Annotated in this window: 14 protein-coding genes; 4 read left to right on the forward strand and 10 right to left on the reverse strand. The window is 71.1% G+C overall.

The features are described from left to right. Positions 1 to 2: 2 nt before the first annotated feature. A complete protein-coding gene (gene secG, locus AB0H54_RS12555) occupies positions 3 to 236 on the forward strand; it encodes a preprotein translocase subunit SecG (RefSeq protein ID WP_357345154.1) in 234 nt (77 codons plus the stop codon). A 15-nt stretch (positions 237 to 251) separates the two neighbouring features. Here the strand turns inward: secG and AB0H54_RS12560 are convergent, their stop codons facing one another. The 7 genes from AB0H54_RS12560 to tkt all read right to left on the reverse strand — a co-directional run bounded on the left by AB0H54_RS12560 (position 252) and on the right by tkt (position 10,041). Then, a complete protein-coding gene (locus tag AB0H54_RS12560) occupies positions 252 to 2,408 on the reverse strand; it encodes a thiamine pyrophosphate-dependent enzyme (RefSeq protein WP_357345155.1) in 2,157 nt (718 codons plus the stop codon). A 223-nt stretch (positions 2,409 to 2,631) separates the two neighbouring features. Beyond that, positions 2,632 to 3,372 (reverse strand): PaaI family thioesterase, encoded by a 741-nt coding sequence (locus AB0H54_RS12565; protein WP_357345157.1) that lies wholly within the window; start codon positions 3,370 to 3,372, stop codon positions 2,632 to 2,634. Positions 3,373 to 3,495: 123 nt separating this feature from the next. After that, positions 3,496 to 4,281, reverse strand: coding sequence for a 6-phosphogluconolactonase (pgl, locus tag AB0H54_RS12570; RefSeq protein WP_357345159.1), 786 nt, complete (start codon positions 4,279 to 4,281; stop codon positions 3,496 to 3,498). Beyond that, complete coding sequence (opcA, locus tag AB0H54_RS12575) at positions 4,274 to 5,182, reverse strand: glucose-6-phosphate dehydrogenase assembly protein OpcA (RefSeq protein WP_355281291.1); 909 nt, start codon at positions 5,180 to 5,182, stop codon at positions 4,274 to 4,276. The genes pgl and opcA overlap by 8 nt, the downstream gene beginning before the upstream one ends. Next, entirely contained in the window at positions 5,179 to 6,753 is a 1,575-nt protein-coding gene (gene zwf / locus AB0H54_RS12580) for a glucose-6-phosphate dehydrogenase (protein WP_357345160.1), read from the reverse strand. Before zwf ends, opcA begins: the two co-directional genes overlap by 4 nt. Positions 6,754 to 6,757: 4 nt before the next feature. After that, entirely contained in the window at positions 6,758 to 7,894 is a 1,137-nt protein-coding gene (gene tal / locus AB0H54_RS12585; protein WP_355281289.1) for a transaldolase, read from the reverse strand. 5 nt (positions 7,895 to 7,899) lie between these two features. Next, positions 7,900 to 10,041: a transketolase gene (tkt, locus tag AB0H54_RS12590; RefSeq protein ID WP_357345162.1), complete on the reverse strand. Its 2,142-nt coding sequence runs from the start codon at positions 10,039 to 10,041 to the stop codon at positions 7,900 to 7,902. A gap of 442 nt (positions 10,042 to 10,483) precedes the next feature. Between tkt and AB0H54_RS12595 the strand changes: the two genes are divergently transcribed. After that, positions 10,484 to 11,473 carry a heme o synthase gene (locus AB0H54_RS12595; RefSeq protein WP_357345164.1) on the forward strand — a complete coding sequence of 330 codons (990 nt, stop codon included), beginning with the start codon at positions 10,484 to 10,486 and terminating at the stop codon, positions 11,471 to 11,473. 67 nt (positions 11,474 to 11,540) lie between these two features. On the opposite strand, the gene AB0H54_RS12600 is transcribed toward AB0H54_RS12595, so the two are convergent. Next, entirely contained in the window at positions 11,541 to 13,028 is a 1,488-nt protein-coding gene (locus AB0H54_RS12600) for an FAD-dependent monooxygenase (RefSeq protein WP_357345166.1), read from the reverse strand. A 96-nt stretch (positions 13,029 to 13,124) separates the two neighbouring features. Between AB0H54_RS12600 and AB0H54_RS12605 the strand changes: the two genes are divergently transcribed. Continuing rightward, positions 13,125 to 13,724 carry a TetR/AcrR family transcriptional regulator gene (locus AB0H54_RS12605; protein ID WP_357345167.1) on the forward strand — a complete coding sequence of 200 codons (600 nt, stop codon included), beginning with the start codon at positions 13,125 to 13,127 and terminating at the stop codon, positions 13,722 to 13,724. 86 nt (positions 13,725 to 13,810) lie between these two features. On the opposite strand, the gene AB0H54_RS12610 is transcribed toward AB0H54_RS12605, so the two are convergent. Further along, positions 13,811 to 14,776 carry a quinone oxidoreductase gene (locus tag AB0H54_RS12610; protein WP_357345169.1) on the reverse strand — a complete coding sequence of 322 codons (966 nt, stop codon included), beginning with the start codon at positions 14,774 to 14,776 and terminating at the stop codon, positions 13,811 to 13,813. 76 nt (positions 14,777 to 14,852) lie between these two features. Between AB0H54_RS12610 and AB0H54_RS12615 the strand changes: the two genes are divergently transcribed. Next, complete coding sequence (locus AB0H54_RS12615) at positions 14,853 to 15,221, forward strand: hypothetical protein (protein ID WP_357345171.1); 369 nt, start codon at positions 14,853 to 14,855, stop codon at positions 15,219 to 15,221. Positions 15,222 to 15,284: 63 nt separating this feature from the next. Here AB0H54_RS12615 and AB0H54_RS12620 read toward each other — a convergent pair whose 3' ends face one another. Beyond that, positions 15,285 to 16,259 (reverse strand): heme A synthase, encoded by a 975-nt coding sequence (locus tag AB0H54_RS12620; protein WP_357345173.1) that lies wholly within the window; start codon positions 16,257 to 16,259, stop codon positions 15,285 to 15,287. Between the last annotated feature and the right edge of the window lie 33 nt (positions 16,260 to 16,292).

Genomic DNA, 16,292 nt, shown 5'->3' on the forward strand with positions numbered 1-16,292 from the left:
CCATGTCGCTGTTCCTCGATATCCTCCTTGTGATCACCAGCGTCCTGTTGGTGCTGCTGGTGCTGCTGCACCGCGCCAAGGGTGGCGGCTTGTCCAGCCTGTTCGGTGGCGGCGTCCAGTCGAGCCTGTCCGGCTCCACCGTGGTCGAGAAGAACCTCGACCGCATCACCATCTTCGTCGGCCTCGTCTGGCTGATCTCGATCCTCGGCATCGGCCTGGAGATCAAGTTCGCCTGAGTTCTGCCGAGGTCGCTAGACCACCGACCACACCACCCGCTGCGCGGCCGCCTCGATGGCCTCCTCGCCGAGCAGCACCGTGTCGGCCGCCGGTCCGAGCGGCACGAAGCTGTCCGCACTGGTGACGCGGGCGAGCGTGCCCTGGAACCCCGCGTCGACGAGTGCCGCGAACACCGACTCCGACACCCCGCCGGCGCGGCGGGTCTCGTCGGCGACGAGCACCCGTCCGCTCGCCTCGGCGTGGTGCAGCAGGTCGGCGATCGGGAGCGGGTTGAGCCAGCGCAGGTCGACGACGCGGACCCGGATGTTCTGGGTGGCGAGCCGGTCGGCGGTGCGCAGGCTCATCGGTACCCCGTTGCCGAAGGTGACCAGGGTGAGGTCGGTGCCCTCGCCGTAGACGCGGGCGCGGCCGATCGGCACATGGTCGGAGGTCGGTGCGGCGAGCCAGGATTCGTCGCCCGGATGCAGATCCCTGGTGTGGTACAGGGCGATCGGTTCCACGAACAGGCACACGCGGCCGTCGACCCTGGCGGCGGACACACACGTGCGCAGCATGGCCGCCGCGTCGTCGGCGCGGGCGGGCACGGCCAGCACGACCCCGGGGATGTCCCGCAGGGCCGCCAGGGAGTCGTCGTTGTGGAAGTGACCGCCGAAGCCCTTCTGATACGCGAGTCCGGCGATCCGCACCACCATCGGATTGCGGTACTGCCCGTTGGAGAAGAACGACAGCGTCGCCGCCTCGCCGCGGATCTGATCGGCGGCATTGTGCACGTAGGCCAGGTACTGGATCTCCGGAATCGGCACGAAGCCGGCGAGCGCGGTGCCCAGCGCGGTACCGAGAATGCTCTGTTCGTCGAGCAGGGTGTCGAAGACCCGGCGCGCGCCGAACCGCTTGCGCAGCCCCTTGGTGACGCCGTAGACCCCGCCCTTGCGGCCGACGTCCTCGCCGAAGACCAGCACGTCGCGGTCGCGGGCGAGCAGGTCGCCCAGGGTGTGGTTGATCGCCTGGGCCACGGTCATCGGGGGCTGGTCGGTGGTATCGACGTGGTCGCGCAGGACATCGGCGCGGACCGCGTCCGGGGTGGCGGGCGCGAGCGGGGCGGTGACGGCGCCCGCCGAGCTCAGCCGGGGTTCGCGCACCACCTTCTCCGCCGTGTCGCGCACCGCGCCACCGATCCGGTCGTAGCGGGCGAGCAGGTCGGCGGTGTCGGCGATCCCCGCAGACAGCAGGTAGCGGGCGGTGCCGAGCAGCGGATCGCGGGCCAGATCGGCGGCGATCTCGGCCGGGCCGCGATAGGCGCCCTCGACATCGGAGCCCGCGTGCCCACCGAGCCGCACCGTGCGCACGTGCAGGAAGACCGGCACCCGCCAGGTCCGGGCGAGATGCACCGCGTCGTCGGCGGCGCCGAGGACATCGGGCAGGTCGCAGCCGTCGGTGGCGAGGTAGGTCAGGCCCGGCCGCGGCCCGTAGTCGCGTTCGATCCAATCCGGCGGCGTGGGCACGCTGATGCCGAGCCCGTTGTCCTCGCAGACGAACACGATCGGCATCGGCACGCCCTGGTGTGAGGCGTGCACCGCGGCGTTGATCGCCCCCGCCGCGGTCGAGTGGTTGGCCGAGGCGTCACCGAAACTGCACACCACCACCGCGTCGGCGGGCCACGGGCACGGAACCCCCTGGCGGGCGGCCCGATCCAGGGCGAAGGCCAGGCCGACCGCGCGGGGCAGGTGCGAGGCGATGGTCGAGGTCTGCGGGATGATCGCGGCCTGCTTGCTGCCGAACACCTTGTGCCTGCCGCCGGAGATGGGATCGGCGGCCGCCGCGACGACGCCGAGCAGCACGTCCCGGATCGGGTCGAGGCCGGTCACCCGACGGCATCGCTGCACGAAGAAGGCCCCGGACCGGTAGTGCAGCAGAGCCGGATCGTCGACCCGCAGGGCCGCCGCCACCGCCGCGTTTCCCTCGTGCCCCGAGGAACCGATGCTGTAGTACCCCTGCCGGGCCGCGCCGAGCCGCCGGGCGGTCAGATCGAGATGCCTGCTGGTCACCTGGGATTCGAAGATCTCCAGCCCGACGGCCGCGTCGATCGCGGGTGGCCCGTCGGTGCGCGGCGGGGCCGTCAGTTCGGTGAGCGCCGTCCGGAAGGCCGCGTCGAGATCGACCGCCCCGCTCATGGCCGCGCTCCGTCGGCCGCACCCACTCCTCGCAGATCGCGCATCGTCACCACTCCTCGCTCGAGTCGAGTCGACGTCCGTTCGCCGGCCTTGCCAGGACTCCGATGCTAGGCGCTCCGGCCGCCGAACTCGGCCGTTCCGGCCCGGACACTCGGTGGATGTCGCGATCGGCCCCGCGACCGCGATGCCTGCCCGGTCGGCGCGCGTGCCTGGGAGGCGGGCGCTACTCGGCCGGTGGTGTCTGCTCGCGGGGGACGACCCACAGCGCCTCCGCGAGGGCGCAGAGGTCGCCGTCGCGGGTGGCGAGGGCGACGCCCACCGTGTATTTGCGACCCTCGGCGTGGATCGGCCAGGCATGGGCGATGTACTCCGCGCCGGCCGGGACCGGACGGAAGCGGGTGGCGGTGAGCGCCGCGGTGACCGCGCCGCGGGCCATCTTCTGGAACGTCCAGGCGGCGATGCCGCCGGGGCAGTCGAGGGCGGACCAGACGATCTCCGGTGGGAGTTCGCCGGTGTCGTCGGCCAGGCTCAGATCGGGGGTCCAGGCGGCGGCGACCATCGGCCGGTCCGGCACCGGCCAGGGGAACAGGCGCAGGCCGTGGCCGGGGGAGCACTCGACGCCGCAGCCGAAGCAGTCGGTGACCGGGCGGTGCGGGCTGGCCAGGGCGGCGTCGGCCGCCCGCTTGGCGGCGGACCAGGACGGGCCGGGTGGTGCGGTGATGCCGAGGTCGGCGGGTACGGCGGTGGCGAGGACGGTGCCGTCCGCGTCGGTCAGGGTCGCGTGACCCGGTGCGCCCGCGGGCAGCGCGATCGGAGTCTCGATCGGGACCGCGCGGCGGAAATCGACGCGCACCGTGTCGGCGCCGGAGCGGCGCGCCAGCAGGCCTGCGACGTACCCGCCGAACGCCACCCGCGGATAGCCGTGCACATGGGCCGGAATCGTCACCGTCTCGGTCTGGATCATGCTGGTGGTCACCCTTTCGGCCGGTCGAACACCTCCGACGATATCGATGCGGCGCCGCAGGCCGACAGGGTGTCCACACGAAAGGGCCGGGTCCCGCCGGACCCGGCCCTTTCGATGACGCGATTACTCCTCGTCGAGGAGCAGGTCCGCGGCGGCGGCCTCGTCGACGACCCAGGTGGTCGATTCGATGCCGACCGCGCCGGCGGAGGGCACGTCGTCGGGGGCGGCCCCGTTGACGGCGGCGGTGACCGCGGCGGCCTTGCCGACGCCGCTGACCACGAGCATGACGTGGCGGGAACGGTGCACGGCGGGCAGCGTCAGCGACACCCGGGTGGGCGGCGGCTTCGGGCAATCATGAACCGCGACAACGTAATCCGTGGTCTCCCGGATCGCGGGGGAATGCGGGAACAGCGAGTTGATATGTCCCTCGGGCCCCATGCCGAGCACGGTCAGGTCGAACTCGCCGCGCTCGTCGAGTTCGGTGTGCACGATCTGCGCGTACGCGGCGGCCGCGGCCTCCGGAGAGCCGTAGGTGCCGTCGGACGGGGCGATCGGGAACACGTGCGCGGGGTTCAGCGGAACGAAGTCGAGCAGCGCCTGCCTGGCCTGCAGCTCGTTGCGGTCCGGGTCGCCGTCGGGCACGAAACGCTCGTCGCCCCAGTAGACGTAGAGGGTCGACCAGTCGATGTCGCCCGGGTCGCGCCGGACCCGCTCCAGCAGCCGGATGCCGTCGCTGCCGCCGGTGAGCACCACCGAGGCGGTACCGCGCTCGGTCTGCGCGGCGACGATCACCTCGACGAAGCGTGCGGCCGCGGCATCGGCGAGACCGTCGGGATCGTCGTGGACTTCGACGGTGTTGGCGGGGAATTCGGCGCCGAGTTCGTCGTGCACGTCGATGTGCTCACTCATAGGTCACCTTCTCGATTCCGGCGAGTGCCTCGGCGTAGATCTCGTCGGCGTCGAGCCGGCGCAGTTCCTCGGCGAGGCAGTCGCGAGTTTCCCGGCGCGCCAGCGCGATGCGCTGGTCGGGCTCGCCGGTGCGGGTCAGCGTTGCGGTTCTTCCCAGTTGCGGCCTGCTGATGGCGATCGAATCCGTGCGGCGGTGCAGCTCGACCTTCAACTCGCCCGTCCGGCGGACGACGGGACAGTTCAGCCGCGCGGCCAGCCAGCCCGCCAGCGTGTCCAGCGCGGGCTCACTGGCCAGGCCCGACACGGTCACCGAGGTGACCGGCTCGAACGGCGGCTCGTCCAGCGCGGCCGCCAGCAGTGCCCGCCAGTAGGTGATCCGGCTCCACGCGAGATCGGTGTCGCCCACCGCGTAGGAGTAGCGCCGCTTCTTGATCGCGGCCTGCGGATCGGGCGCGAAGGTGGCGTCGGTGATCCGGCGCTTGGCCAGCTTGCCCACGGAGTCCATGGACGGGAACTCCGGCGCGCCCCGCGGCCACCACGCCACCACGGGGGTGTCGGGCAGCAGGAACGGGGTGACGACGCTGCTCTCGTGATTCACCAGCGGACCCTGCAGCCGCAGCACGATCACCTCGGCCGCGCCCGCGTCCCCGCCGACCCGGATCTGGGCGTCGAGGCGAGTGTCGGCGTCGCGGTCACCGCGGGCCAGCACGATCACCCGGCAGGGGTGTTCGCGGCTGGCGTCGTTGGCGGCGTCGATCGCGTCCTCGGCCTCGGAGGAGTCCAGGGTGCAGACCACCAGGGTGAGCACCCGGCCCTGGGTGATGACGCCGTTGGTCTCGCGCAGCTGCACCATCTTCTTGGCCACGTCGACCGTGGTGGTGTCGGGCATGTCGACGATCACGGGCGCCGCCACTCCCGCCCGCTGCGCGCGAGCATCTCGTCGGCCGAGGCCGGACCCCAGGTGCCCGCCTCGTAGGGTTCGGGCTTGCCGTCGGCGGCCCAGTGCGCCAGCACCGGATCGAGGATGCGCCAGGACAATTCGACCTCCGCGTTCACCGGGAACAGTGAGGGCACGCCGAGCAGCACGTCCAGGATCAGCCGCTCGTAGGCCTCGGGCGAGGACTCGGTGAACGCCTCGCCGTAGCTGAAGTCCATGTTCACGTCGCGCACTTCCATGCCGGAGCCCGGCACCTTGGAACCGAACCGCAGGGTGATGCCCTCGTCCGGCTGCACCCGGATGACCAGCGCGTTCTGGCCGAGCTCCTCGGTCATCGTCTGGTCGAAGGGCAGGTGCGGCGCGCGCTTGAAGATGACCGCGATCTCGGTGACCCGGCGGCCGAGGCGCTTGCCGGTGCGCAGGTAGAACGGGACACCGGCCCAGCGGCGGTTCTCCACGTGCGCGGTGATCGCGGCGTAGGTCTCGGTGCGCGACTGCGGGTCGAAGCCCTCTTCCTCGTGCAGGCCGACCACGTGCTCGCTGCCCTGCCAGCCCTCGGTGTACTGACCGCGCGCGGTCGTCTCGTCCAGCGGCTCGACGAGTTTGGTGGCCGAGAGCGCCTTGATCTTCTCGGTGGTCAGCTGCTGGGGCTCGAAGGAGGTCGGTTCCTCCATGGCGGTGAGCGCCAGCAGCTGCAGCAGATGGTTCTGGATGACGTCGCGGGCGGCGCCGATGCCGTCGTAGTACCCGGCGCGCCCGCCGAGGCCGATGTCCTCGGCCATGGTGATCTGCACGCTGTCGACGTAGTTGGCGTTCCAGATCGGCTCGAACAGCTCGTTGGCGAAGCGCAGCGCCAGGATGTTCTGCACCGTCTCCTTGCCGAGATAGTGATCGATGCGGAAGACCTGCTCCTCCGGGAACACCCGGTTGACCAGCGCGTTGAGTTCCTTGGCGCTGGCCAGGTCGTGCCCGAAGGGCTTCTCGATCACCACCCGGCGCCACGGCAGGTAGCCGTCGGCGTCGGTACTCGTTGGCTGGGCGAGCTTGTGCTCGGAGAGCTGGTCGAGCACCACCGGGAACATGTTCGGCGGAATCGACAGGTAGAAGGCGTAGTTGCCGCCGGTGCCGCGGGTCGCGTCCAGGGTCCGCAGGGTGTCGGCGAGCGTCGCGAAGGCGGCGTCGTCGTCGAAACTGCCCTGGACGAACCGCACGCCCTCCGCCAGGTGGTCCCAGACCTCCTGGCGGAAGGGGGTGCGCGCGTGCTGTTTCACGGCGTCGAGGACGACGGCGGCGAAGTCCTCGTGGGCGTAGTCGCGCCGGGCGAAGCCGACCAGGGCGAACCCGGGCGGCAACAGGCCCTGGTTCGCGAGGTCGTAGATGGCCGGCATCAGCTTCTTGCGGGACAGATCTCCGGTGACACCGAAGATCACCATGCAGCAGGGTCCCGCGATGAAGGGAACCCGTTTATCTCGTTCGTCGCGCAGCGGGTTGTGCCACAGCCCCGCCGCCCGATCGCTCGATGCTGTGCCGGCCATCGGGTCAGTTGCCCCCCGCCGCCGCGGAGTTCAGTTCGCCGGTGGTGGCTTCCAGCAGTTCGTTCCACGCCTGTTCGAACTTGTCGACGCCCTCGCGCTCGAGCAGGTCGAACACGTCGTCGAGGTCGATGCCGACCGCGCTCAGGTCGGCGAAGACCTGCGCGGCCTCGACACCCAGCCCGCTGAGCGTGTCGCCGCGCACCTCGCCGTGATCGGCGAAGGCCTGCAACGTCTTCTCCGGCAACGTGTTCACGGTGTTCGGGCCGACGAGCTCGGTGACGTAGAGGGTATCCGGGTAGTCCGGGTTCTTCACGCCGGTCGAGGCCCACAGCGGCCGCTGGCGGTTGGCGCCCTGCGCGGCCAGGTGGTTGTAGGTGGAGGTGTGCGCGCCACCGTCGAACACGTCCTGGTACTCGGCGTAGGCGAGCCGGGCGTTCGCGACGCCGGCCTTGCCGCGCAGCGCGAGCGCCTCGGGGGTGCCGATCGCCTCCAGCCGCTTGTCGATCTCGGTGTCCACGCGGGAGACGAAGAACGAAGCGACGGAATGGATCTTGGCCAGGTCGTGGCCGCCGATCTTGGCGTTGCGCAGACCGTCGAGGTAGGCGCCCATCACCGCGCGGTAGCGCGGCACCGAGAAGATCAGCGTCACGTTGACGCTGATGCCCTCGCCGATCACCGAGGTGATGGCGGGCAGGCCCGCCTCGGTGGCCGGGATCTTGATGAACAGGTTCTTGCGGTCGACGATCTTCCACAGCTCGATGGCCTGGGCGACGGTCTTGTCCGCGTCGAAGGCGAAGCGCGGGTCGACCTCGATCGACACCCGGCCGTCGACGCCGTTGCTGGCCTCGAACACCGGGGCGAGCACGTCGCAGGCGGCGCGCACGTCGTCGGTGGTCATGGTGCGGATCGCGGCGTCGGCGTCGGCGCCCTGGGCGGCGAGTTCCTTCAGCTGACCGTCGTACTCGTGGCCCTGGCTCAGCGCCGCCTGGAAGATGCTCGGATTCGTGGTGACGCCGACGATGCTCCTGGTCGCGATCAGGTCGGCGAGATTGCCGGACTCGATCCGCTCACGGGACAGGTCGTCGAGCCACACCGAGACGCCCGCGGCCGAGAGCGCGGCGAGATTCTCGTTCTGTGCCATTGGTTTTACCCCTTCACCTTGTCGGTCGAACGCAGCGCGGCGGCGACGACGGCATCGGCGGTGATACCGAACTCGGAGTACAGCTTCTTGAAGTTGGCCGAGGCGCCGAAGTGCTCGATCCCGACGACCTCACCCGCGTCACCGACGAACCGGTGCCACGGCATCGCGATACCGGCCTCGACGGCCACCCGGGCGCGCACCGAAGGGGGCAGCACCTCGTCGCGGTAGCCCTGCTCCTGCGCGTCGAACCATTCCACGCACGGCATCGAGACCACGCGGGTCGGGATGCCCTGCTCCTCCAGCGTAGTGCGCGCGGCGACGGCGAGCTGGAGCTCGGAACCGGTGCCGATGAGGATGACCTGCGGAGTGCCGGTGGAGGCCTCGGCCAGGATGTAGCCACCCTTCTTGACACCCTCGTAGCTGGTGCCCTCGAGCGTCGGGATGTCCTGGCGGGTCAGCGCCAGCGCGGACGGGCCGTCCTGGTGCGGGGTGTCGTAGGTGTGGAAATGCGAGGTGTGCTCGTCGGAGTCGCGCTCGAGGATGGTGCGCCAGGCGTGCACGGTCTCGTTGGCGTCGCCGGGGCGGACCACATTGAGGCCGGGGATCGCGCGCAGCGCGGCCAGATGCTCGATCGGCTGGTGGGTCGGGCCGTCCTCGCCGAGACCGATGGAGTCGTGGGTCCAGACGTAGATGGCGGGCACCCGCATCAGCGCGGCCAGGCGCACGGCCGGACGCATGTAGTCGGAGAACACCAGGAAGGTGCCGCCGTACGGACGGGTCGGGCCGTGCAGCGCGATGCCGTTGAGGATCGAGCCCATCGCGTGCTCACGGATGCCGAAGTGCAGGGTGCGGCCGTAGGGCTGCGCCTTCCACATGCCGGTGGAGATCGACTCCGGGCCGAAGCTCGGCTGGTTGGGCATGGTGGTGTTGTTGGACTCGGCCAGGTCGGCCGAACCGCCCCACAGCTCCGGCAGCTCGTCGGCGACCGCGGCCAGGAACTTGCCCGACGCCTTGCGGGTGGCCATGCCCTTGGGATCGGTCTCGAAGGCGGGCAGCGCCTCGACCCAGCCCTTGGGCAGGGTGCGGGTCTGCAGGCGGTCGAACAGCGCCTTGTTCGACGGGTTGGCCTCGGCCCACGCGTCGAAACCCTGCTGCCACTTCGCCTTCGCCTCGGCACCGCGGCCGAGCGCCCCGCGGGTGTGCTCGATGACGGCCGGGTCGACGTCGAAGGACTTCTCCGGGTCGAAGCCCAGCGCCTTCTTCACCGCGGCGACCTCGTCGGCGCCCAGCGCCGCGCCGTGCACGCCGCCGGTGTTCATCTTGTTCGGCGCGGGGAAGCCGATGATGGTGCGCAGGATGATGATCGACGGCTTGGCGGTCTCGGCCTTGGCCGCCGCGATGGCCGCCTCGATCGCCACGACGTCCTCGCCGCCCTCGACGATCTGCACGTGCCAGCCGTAGGCCTCGTAGCGCTTGGCGACGTCCTCGGTGAAGGCGATGTCGGTGTCGTCCTCGATGGAGATCTCGTTGTCGTCGTAGATCACCACGAGGTTGCCCAGCTGCTGGGTGCCCGCGATCGAGGACGCCTCGGCGGTGACGCCCTCCTGCAGGTCGCCGTCGGAGGCGATGGTGTAGATGAAGTGGTCGAACGGGCTGGTGCCCGGCGCGGCCTCAGGATCGAACAGGCCGCGCTCGCGGCGGGCGGCCATCGCCATGCCGACCGCGGAGGCCAGACCCTGGCCCAGCGGGCCGGTGGTGATCTCGACGCCGTCGGTGTGCCGGAACTCGGGGTGGCCCGGGGTCAGCGAGCCCCACTGGCGCAGGTCCTCGAGGTCGGTCAGCTCCAGGCCGAAACCGGCCAGGTACAGCTGCACGTACAGGGTGAGGCTGGAATGCCCACAGGAGAGCACGAACCGGTCGCGGCCGACCCAGCGCGGCTCCGCCGGGTCGTGGCGCATGGTGCGCTGGAAGAGGGTGTAGGCGACCGGCGCGAGACTCATCGCGGTGCCGGGGTGCCCGTTGCCCGCCTTCTGCACGGCGTCGGCGGCGAGCACGCGGGCGGTATCGACGGCCTTGGTGTCGAGGTCCGTCCAGTCGCTGGGGTAGTTCCGCTGAGTGAGGGCGCGAATGTCGTCTGTGACTGACACGACCGTGGTTCTCCTGACCTAGGTTTCGTCGACGGCGATACATGGCAGCGGCGATGGGTGTCTGATGCGGATCGCACGCGGCCGGGGGTGCGTACCGATGTACATCCATACCCTAGTGGTGGTGCTCGGTGGGACCGGCGCGAACCCTGGTTGTGAGTCTAGTGCCGACCCGGGCGTCGTCTCCCGGTGTGGGCGGCATCGATCGGCGCGCCGGACGGTGGCGTGTCCGCGGTGCCGTTCACCTGCATGTCGATGCCGGTTCACCACCGCGTGCGGCCGGGCGAGGGCCGCGAGCGGTGCGGTGACCGCGCCCACGGTGGCAGGGGCCTGGCGCGGAGCGGCATCGGCGTGGGTCTACCATCGTCTGTAGTAGTGGCCGCGCCGCAGCCGCGCGCTGCTCGTTCCAATGCCGGATGCGAAGCACAGCGTGCGAGGAGAAACAGTGCGGATCGATCCCCAGCCGGGTAGTAGCGGTGCGCACAATTCCTCGACGGCGCTCGCCGATCGCCTCTCCGGCGACGGCTTGGTCTCCAAGGTACTGCGCAAGCCGCTCGCCTACATCGCGCTCACCAAGCCGCGCGTCATCGAGCTGTTGCTGGTCGCCACGATCCCGACCATGCTGCTCGCCGATCGCGGCACCGTCGACATCCGGCTGATCCTGGTCACCCTGTTCGGTGGCTGGATGGGCGCGGCCAGCGCCAACACCCTCAACTGTGTCGCCGACGCCGACATCGACAAGGTGATGAAGCGGACCGCGCGGCGCCCGCTGGCCCGCGACGCCGTGCCGACCAGGCACGCGCTGGTCTTCGGTGTCGCCCTCGGCGCGATCTCGTTCGCGTGGCTGTGGTGGCAGGCCAACCTGCTCAGCGGCGTGCTGGTCGTCGCGACGATCCTGTTCTACGTCTTCGTCTACACCAAGGGCCTCAAGCGCCGGACCTCGCAGAACGTGGTCTGGGGCGGCGCCGCGGGCTGCATGCCCGCCCTGGTCGGCTGGTCCGCGGTCACCGGCACCATCGGCTGGCCCGCGATCGTGCTGTTCGCCGTCATCTTCTTCTGGACGCCGCCGCACACCTGGGCGCTGGCCATGCGCTACAAGGAGGACTACCGCGCGGCGGGCGTGCCGATGCTGCCGGTGGTCGCGACCGAGCAGGTCGTCACCAAGCAGATCGTCATCTACACCTGGCTGACCGTGCTGGCCACGCTCGCCCTGGTCCCGGCGACCGGTGTCATCTACACCGCGGTCGCGCTGGTCGCGGGCGCCTGGTTCCTGCTGATGGCCCACCAGCTCTACGCCGGGGTGCGGCGCGGTGAGTCGGTGAAGCCGCTGCGGCTGTTCCTGCAGTCGAACAACTACCTGGCCGTGGTGTTCTGCGGGCTGGCCGTGGACTCGGTGCTCGGCTGGAACACGGTGGGCTCCTTCATCGGGCTGTAGACCCCGCGCGCGAACGGCGGCCGGGCAGACACTGCCCGGCCGCCGTCGTGTCCGGCATCGGTTCCGTTCACCAGCGGCGGGCCAGATGGCCGTCCGGGCGGATCAGGATCTGGGTGCCGGGGGTGGCCGCGTAGGCGGTGAAGGCGTGTCCGTCGGTGTCGACCAGGGTGGTGGCCGCGGGGTGGTGCGGGTCGTCGGCGCGGCGGATCTCGACCGTGTGGATCGTGGGATCGCCGACGGACGCGTCCTTCGCGGAGCGTCCGGACAGCGGGCGATCGGTGTCGGGTGTCGGCGACGGCGTCGGCGCGAAACGCAGCAGGGTGGCGTGCGGGCCGCGGAACAGGTCGAAGAGCCGGATACGACGACCGGCGGCGTCCACGAGCGGGGCATCCGGCGCGCGGTCGCCCGCGACGAGCGGACCTTGCTCGGCGGGGGAGCGGTAGGAGATGCCGAGCTGGCGGGTCTCGGGGCCGCGGCGCATCGCGTCCTCGTCGCCGTCGACGAGCTTGTCGAGGAGCGCGGTGCTCAGGCCGAGGACCTGGGCGGCGACGGTGCGGCGTTCCGGTTCGTAGGTGTCGAGCGGGACCGGGTCGCCCGCGAGGGCCGCGGCCAGCTTCCAACCGAGGTTGTAGGCGTCCTGGACACCGGTATTGAGGCCCTGGCCGCCGGTCGGCGGGTGGACGTGGGCGGCGTCGCCCGCGAGCAGCACCCGGCCGTCGCGGAACCGCGCGGCGAGGCGAATGTTGGGGCGCCACACCGTGACCCAGGACAGGTCCGTCAGCTCGAGCGCCAGCGCGGGCGCGTGCCGGTCGGCGAGTTCCTGGAGGGTGGCCAGGTCGGCGGCCTGGTCCTGCGCGAGCGGGGCGGCGAACTGGAAGCGGCGCCCGCCGGGCAGCGGTGACAGGGCGAATCCGGTCATCGGCTGGTCGGCCGCCGCGGCGAACCAGTAGCCGAACTCGTGGTCGAGGGCGTCGACGCGGACATCGCCGAGCAGCATCCTGATCGAATCGTCGGTGCTGCCCTCGAACGCGATACCCAGGCGCTTGCGGACCGTGCTCGCCCCGCCGTCGGCACCCACGAGATAGCACGTGCGCACCGTCTCCCGGCGGCCGTCGCGTTCCAGGATCACCGTCACGCCGGTGGCGTCCTGCGTGAATTCGACCAGCGCCGTATCGAATTCGACCTGTCCGCCCAGCTCGGCCAGCCGGTCCCGCAGGATCGCCTCGGTGTCGGACTGGCCGAGCACCCACGCGTTCGGGTACGGCACATCGGGTGTCGGCGCGACCGGCTCGGCCATCCGCCGCTCACCGGCGAACTCGCCCCCGAAATAGGCGCGCATGACCGGGAGGTCGCGCCCGGCGGCCAGCACCGCGTCGAGGACGCCGAGATCGTCGAACACCTCGAGCGTGCGCGGCTGGATGCCGTCACCGCGCGAGCCCTGGAAGGCCGACGCCGCCCGGTCGACGACCCGGACGGCGACGCCGCGCCGCGCGAGATCGATGGCGAGGGTGAGCCCGGTCGGGCCCGCACCGGCGACGAGTACCTGGTCGGTCATGCGAACTGCCTCCTGCGACAAGAACTGAATCCACATTCAGTGAATATGAATTCAGTTTCAGCGTTGGTACGGTGCTTGTCAAGGAGGTGGCCTCGGATGGCAGGCAGGCGCGAGAAATCCGCGGAGACCGAGCAGGCGCTCAAGGACGCGGCCCGGCAGGTGTTCGCCGAACACGGCTACCTCAACGCGAAGATCACCGACATCACCGCCACCGCGGGCCGGGCGGCCGGGTCGTTCTACAACCACTTCGCGAGCAAAGAGGAACTGCTGCAGGCGCTGCTGGCCGATATCGCGGCGGCGGGCGACGAGCGCGCGGCCGATCCCGAGCACAACGGGGACTTCACCGATCCGGCGGCGATCCGCTATCACGTGCGCGGCTACTGGACCTTCGCGCGCGAGCACGCCGCGGTCCTGCGGGCGATCGAGCAGGCGGCACAGGTGAGCCCCGAATTCGCCCGCGTCATCGCGGGATTCGGGGCGGCGCAGCGTGCCGACATCGCCGACCATATCGCCGACTTCCCCGAGCGCGGGCTCCAGCTGCCGGGGACCGTGGACGCCAGTCTGGCGATGATGTTCGCGGCGGTCGACGGGATGCTGCGGATGGTGGCGGACGGCTCGGTGACGATCGGCGACGAGGAAGCGGTCGAGTCGATCACGCGCTTCGTCTACCGGGGACTCACCGGTCGCGACTACTGACCTCGCGCCCCGCCGGGGTGTGCGGGTCCCGGCGGATGCGGCAGTGGGCCACGGATCCGCCGGGAGCCCGAGGTGAGCCGGCGGCCCTAGGGGAGCAGGACGAGGGAGCCGGTGGTCTTGCGCGCGGCGAGATCCCGGTGGGCCTGGGCCGCGTCGGCGAGTGGGTAGGTCGCGCCGATCCGGAAGGTCAGCGTGCCCGCCGCGATGGCGTCGAAGACATCCGTCGCGCGCCACAGGAATTCGGTGCGGGTGCGGGTGTAGGCGCCCAGCGACGGGCGGGTCAGCCAGAGCGACCCGGCGGGGTTGAGGCGCTGCGGGTCGAACGGCGGGACCGCGCCGCTGGCGGCGCCGAACAGGGCGAGGGTGCCGCGCACGCGCAGCGCGGCCAGGCTCGCTTCGAACGTGCTCGCGCCGACACCGTCGTAGACCACCGCGACACCCTCGCCGTCGGTGAGCTCGCGGACCCGCGCGGCCAGGTCGTCGCCGTAGCGCAGGACCTCCGCCGCGCCCGCCTCGCGGGACAGCTTCTCCTTGTCGTCGGTGGAGACGGTGGTGATCACCCGCGCGCCCTTGGCGGCGGCCATCTGGGTGAGCAGCAGGCCGACGCCGCCCGCGCCCGCGTGGATCAGCACCGGGTCGCCCGGCTCGGGCCGGAACACCGATTCGATCAGGTAGTGCGCGGTCATGCCCTGGAGCAGGGCGGCGGCCGCCACGGTCGGGTCGACGGCGTCGGGCACCCGCACCGCCACCGCCGCGTCGACGGCGACCCTGTCGGCGTAGCTGCCCGGTGCCGCCGCCCAGGCGACCCGGTCGCCCACGGCGAACTCGGTCACCTCGGCGCCGACCGCCGCGACGACACCGGTGCCCTCGGAGCCCGGAATGTACGGAGTCGCCTGCGGGTACTGGCCGGTGCGGAAGTAGATATCGATGTAGTTGACGCCGACGCCCTGGGTGTCGACCAGCAGCTGACCGGGCCCGATCTGCGGATCGGCCACCTCGACGTACCGCAGGACCTCGGGACCACCGTGCTCGGAAACCTGAATGGCGCGCATGAGTCTCCTTTGTACACCCCGTGTTCGACGCCACTCGGGGGTGGACTCGCGACTACCGGCCGGTAAACTCTGGCCCATGAGTGCTACCACCGCCGCCCCCGTCGCCGTGAAGGTGCCTGCCGAGGTCGAGAAGTCCGTCGCCAAGTTCGTCGCCGAGCACGGCGGTACGGGCACGGCCGTGCTGCAGTACATCGGCGAGCAGGGTGTGCGCATCACGCTGGTCGGTGCCGACGGCATCCTCGGCGACCGCGTGGTGGCCGACCTGGCGACCGCGAAGGCCCTGGTCGAGCGGGTCGACGGGCTCACCGAGACCGACGAGTGGAACCGCGAGCTGGTCTCCGTCGTGACGCCGACCAAGGCGCACTGGAAGAAGATGGCGGGCTGGGTCGCCCACCAGACCAAGTTCCCGAAGGCGCGCAACTGGAAGCTCTTCGCCGGCGCCTGATCCCGGCCCGAACGCCCGACAGCCCGCGATCCTCGGATCGCGGGCTGTCGTCGTTTCGGGAACTCAGTGCGCGGCGGCCGACGACACCGGCGCGGGCACGCACACCTGCTCGCGGACCCGCAGCGAGGCCCACAGCGCGGCGGTGGCCGCCGTGCACGCGGCCGCGCCACCGACATGGATGGCGACCAGCGCGGCGGGGACGTCGGTGAAGTACTGGACGATGCCGACGAGCGACTGCGACAGCACCAGGCCGAGCAGCACGTACAGGCGGACGCGGATCGCGGGGGTGATGCCGACGGCGAACAGGCCGAAGGCCAGGCCGATCAGCAGCGCCAGATAGCCGACCAGCAGCTGCGAGTGCAGGTGCACCAGCGTGACGATCTCGACCTCGAGCCGGGCCACCGGCCGGTCGATGCTCTTGTCGCCCGCGTGCGGGCCGGCGGCGGTGACCAGCGTGCCCGCGATCAGCACCCCGGCCAGCGTGACGCCGCTGAGCGCGGTGAGCCAGCGCAGGGGAGCGGGTACCTGGACGGTGTCGATGCCGTCGTCGGGCTGGCCGATCTTGGCGTACAGCACGACCGCCAGCCACACCATCACCATCGAGGCCAGCAGGTGCACGGCCACCGTCCACCACAGCAGGCCGGTCCGCACGGTGATCCCGCCGATGATCGCCTGCACGACGGTGCCGCCGGGCATCAGCCACGCGTAGACGAGGACCTCGCGCCGACGCCGGGCGCGGACCACGGCGAGCACGATCAGCGCGGCGCACAGCGTCACCGCGAAGGTGAGCATCCGGTTGCCGAACTCGACGGTCTGATGCAGGACCGGCACCTCCGAGACACCCACCGGGGTGAAGCTGCCCGGGAAGCACTGCGGCCAGGTCGGGCAGCCGAGGCCCGACGCGGTGACGCGCACGACGGCGCCGGTCACCGAGATTCCGGCCTGGCTGAGGATCACCGCGAGCGCGATGAGCCGCTGCACCCGCAGCGAGGGGAGCGGCAGCCGGTCGACGAGGCCAACGAAGGCGCGATACAGCACGTCACGATGGTACTGGCCGCGAAATCCCGACCG

It is taken from the genome of Nocardia sp. NPDC050718, from assembly GCF_040654235.1.
Classification (GTDB): domain Bacteria; phylum Actinomycetota; class Actinomycetes; order Mycobacteriales; family Mycobacteriaceae; genus Nocardia.

Bases quoted from the DNA above. Each gene is read 5' to 3' on its own strand.
- secG (WP_357345154.1), top strand. From the start codon at position 3: ATGTCGCTGTTCCTCGATATCCTCCTTGTGATCACCAGCGTCCTGTTG.
- AB0H54_RS12560 (WP_357345155.1), bottom strand. From the start codon at position 2,408: ATGAGCGGGGCGGTCGATCTCGACGCGGCCTTCCGGACGGCGCTCACC.
- AB0H54_RS12565 (WP_357345157.1), bottom strand. From the start codon at position 3,372: ATGATCCAGACCGAGACGGTGACGATTCCGGCCCATGTGCACGGCTAT.
- pgl (WP_357345159.1), bottom strand. From the start codon at position 4,281: ATGAGTGAGCACATCGACGTGCACGACGAACTCGGCGCCGAATTCCCC.
- zwf (WP_357345160.1), bottom strand. From the start codon at position 6,753: ATGGCCGGCACAGCATCGAGCGATCGGGCGGCGGGGCTGTGGCACAAC.
- tal (WP_355281289.1), bottom strand. From the start codon at position 7,894: ATGGCACAGAACGAGAATCTCGCCGCGCTCTCGGCCGCGGGCGTCTCG.
- AB0H54_RS12600 (WP_357345166.1), bottom strand. From the start codon at position 13,028: ATGACCGACCAGGTACTCGTCGCCGGTGCGGGCCCGACCGGGCTCACC.
- AB0H54_RS12605 (WP_357345167.1), top strand. From the start codon at position 13,125: ATGGCAGGCAGGCGCGAGAAATCCGCGGAGACCGAGCAGGCGCTCAAG.
- AB0H54_RS12610 (WP_357345169.1), bottom strand. From the start codon at position 14,776: ATGCGCGCCATTCAGGTTTCCGAGCACGGTGGTCCCGAGGTCCTGCGG.
- AB0H54_RS12615 (WP_357345171.1), top strand. From the start codon at position 14,853: ATGAGTGCTACCACCGCCGCCCCCGTCGCCGTGAAGGTGCCTGCCGAG.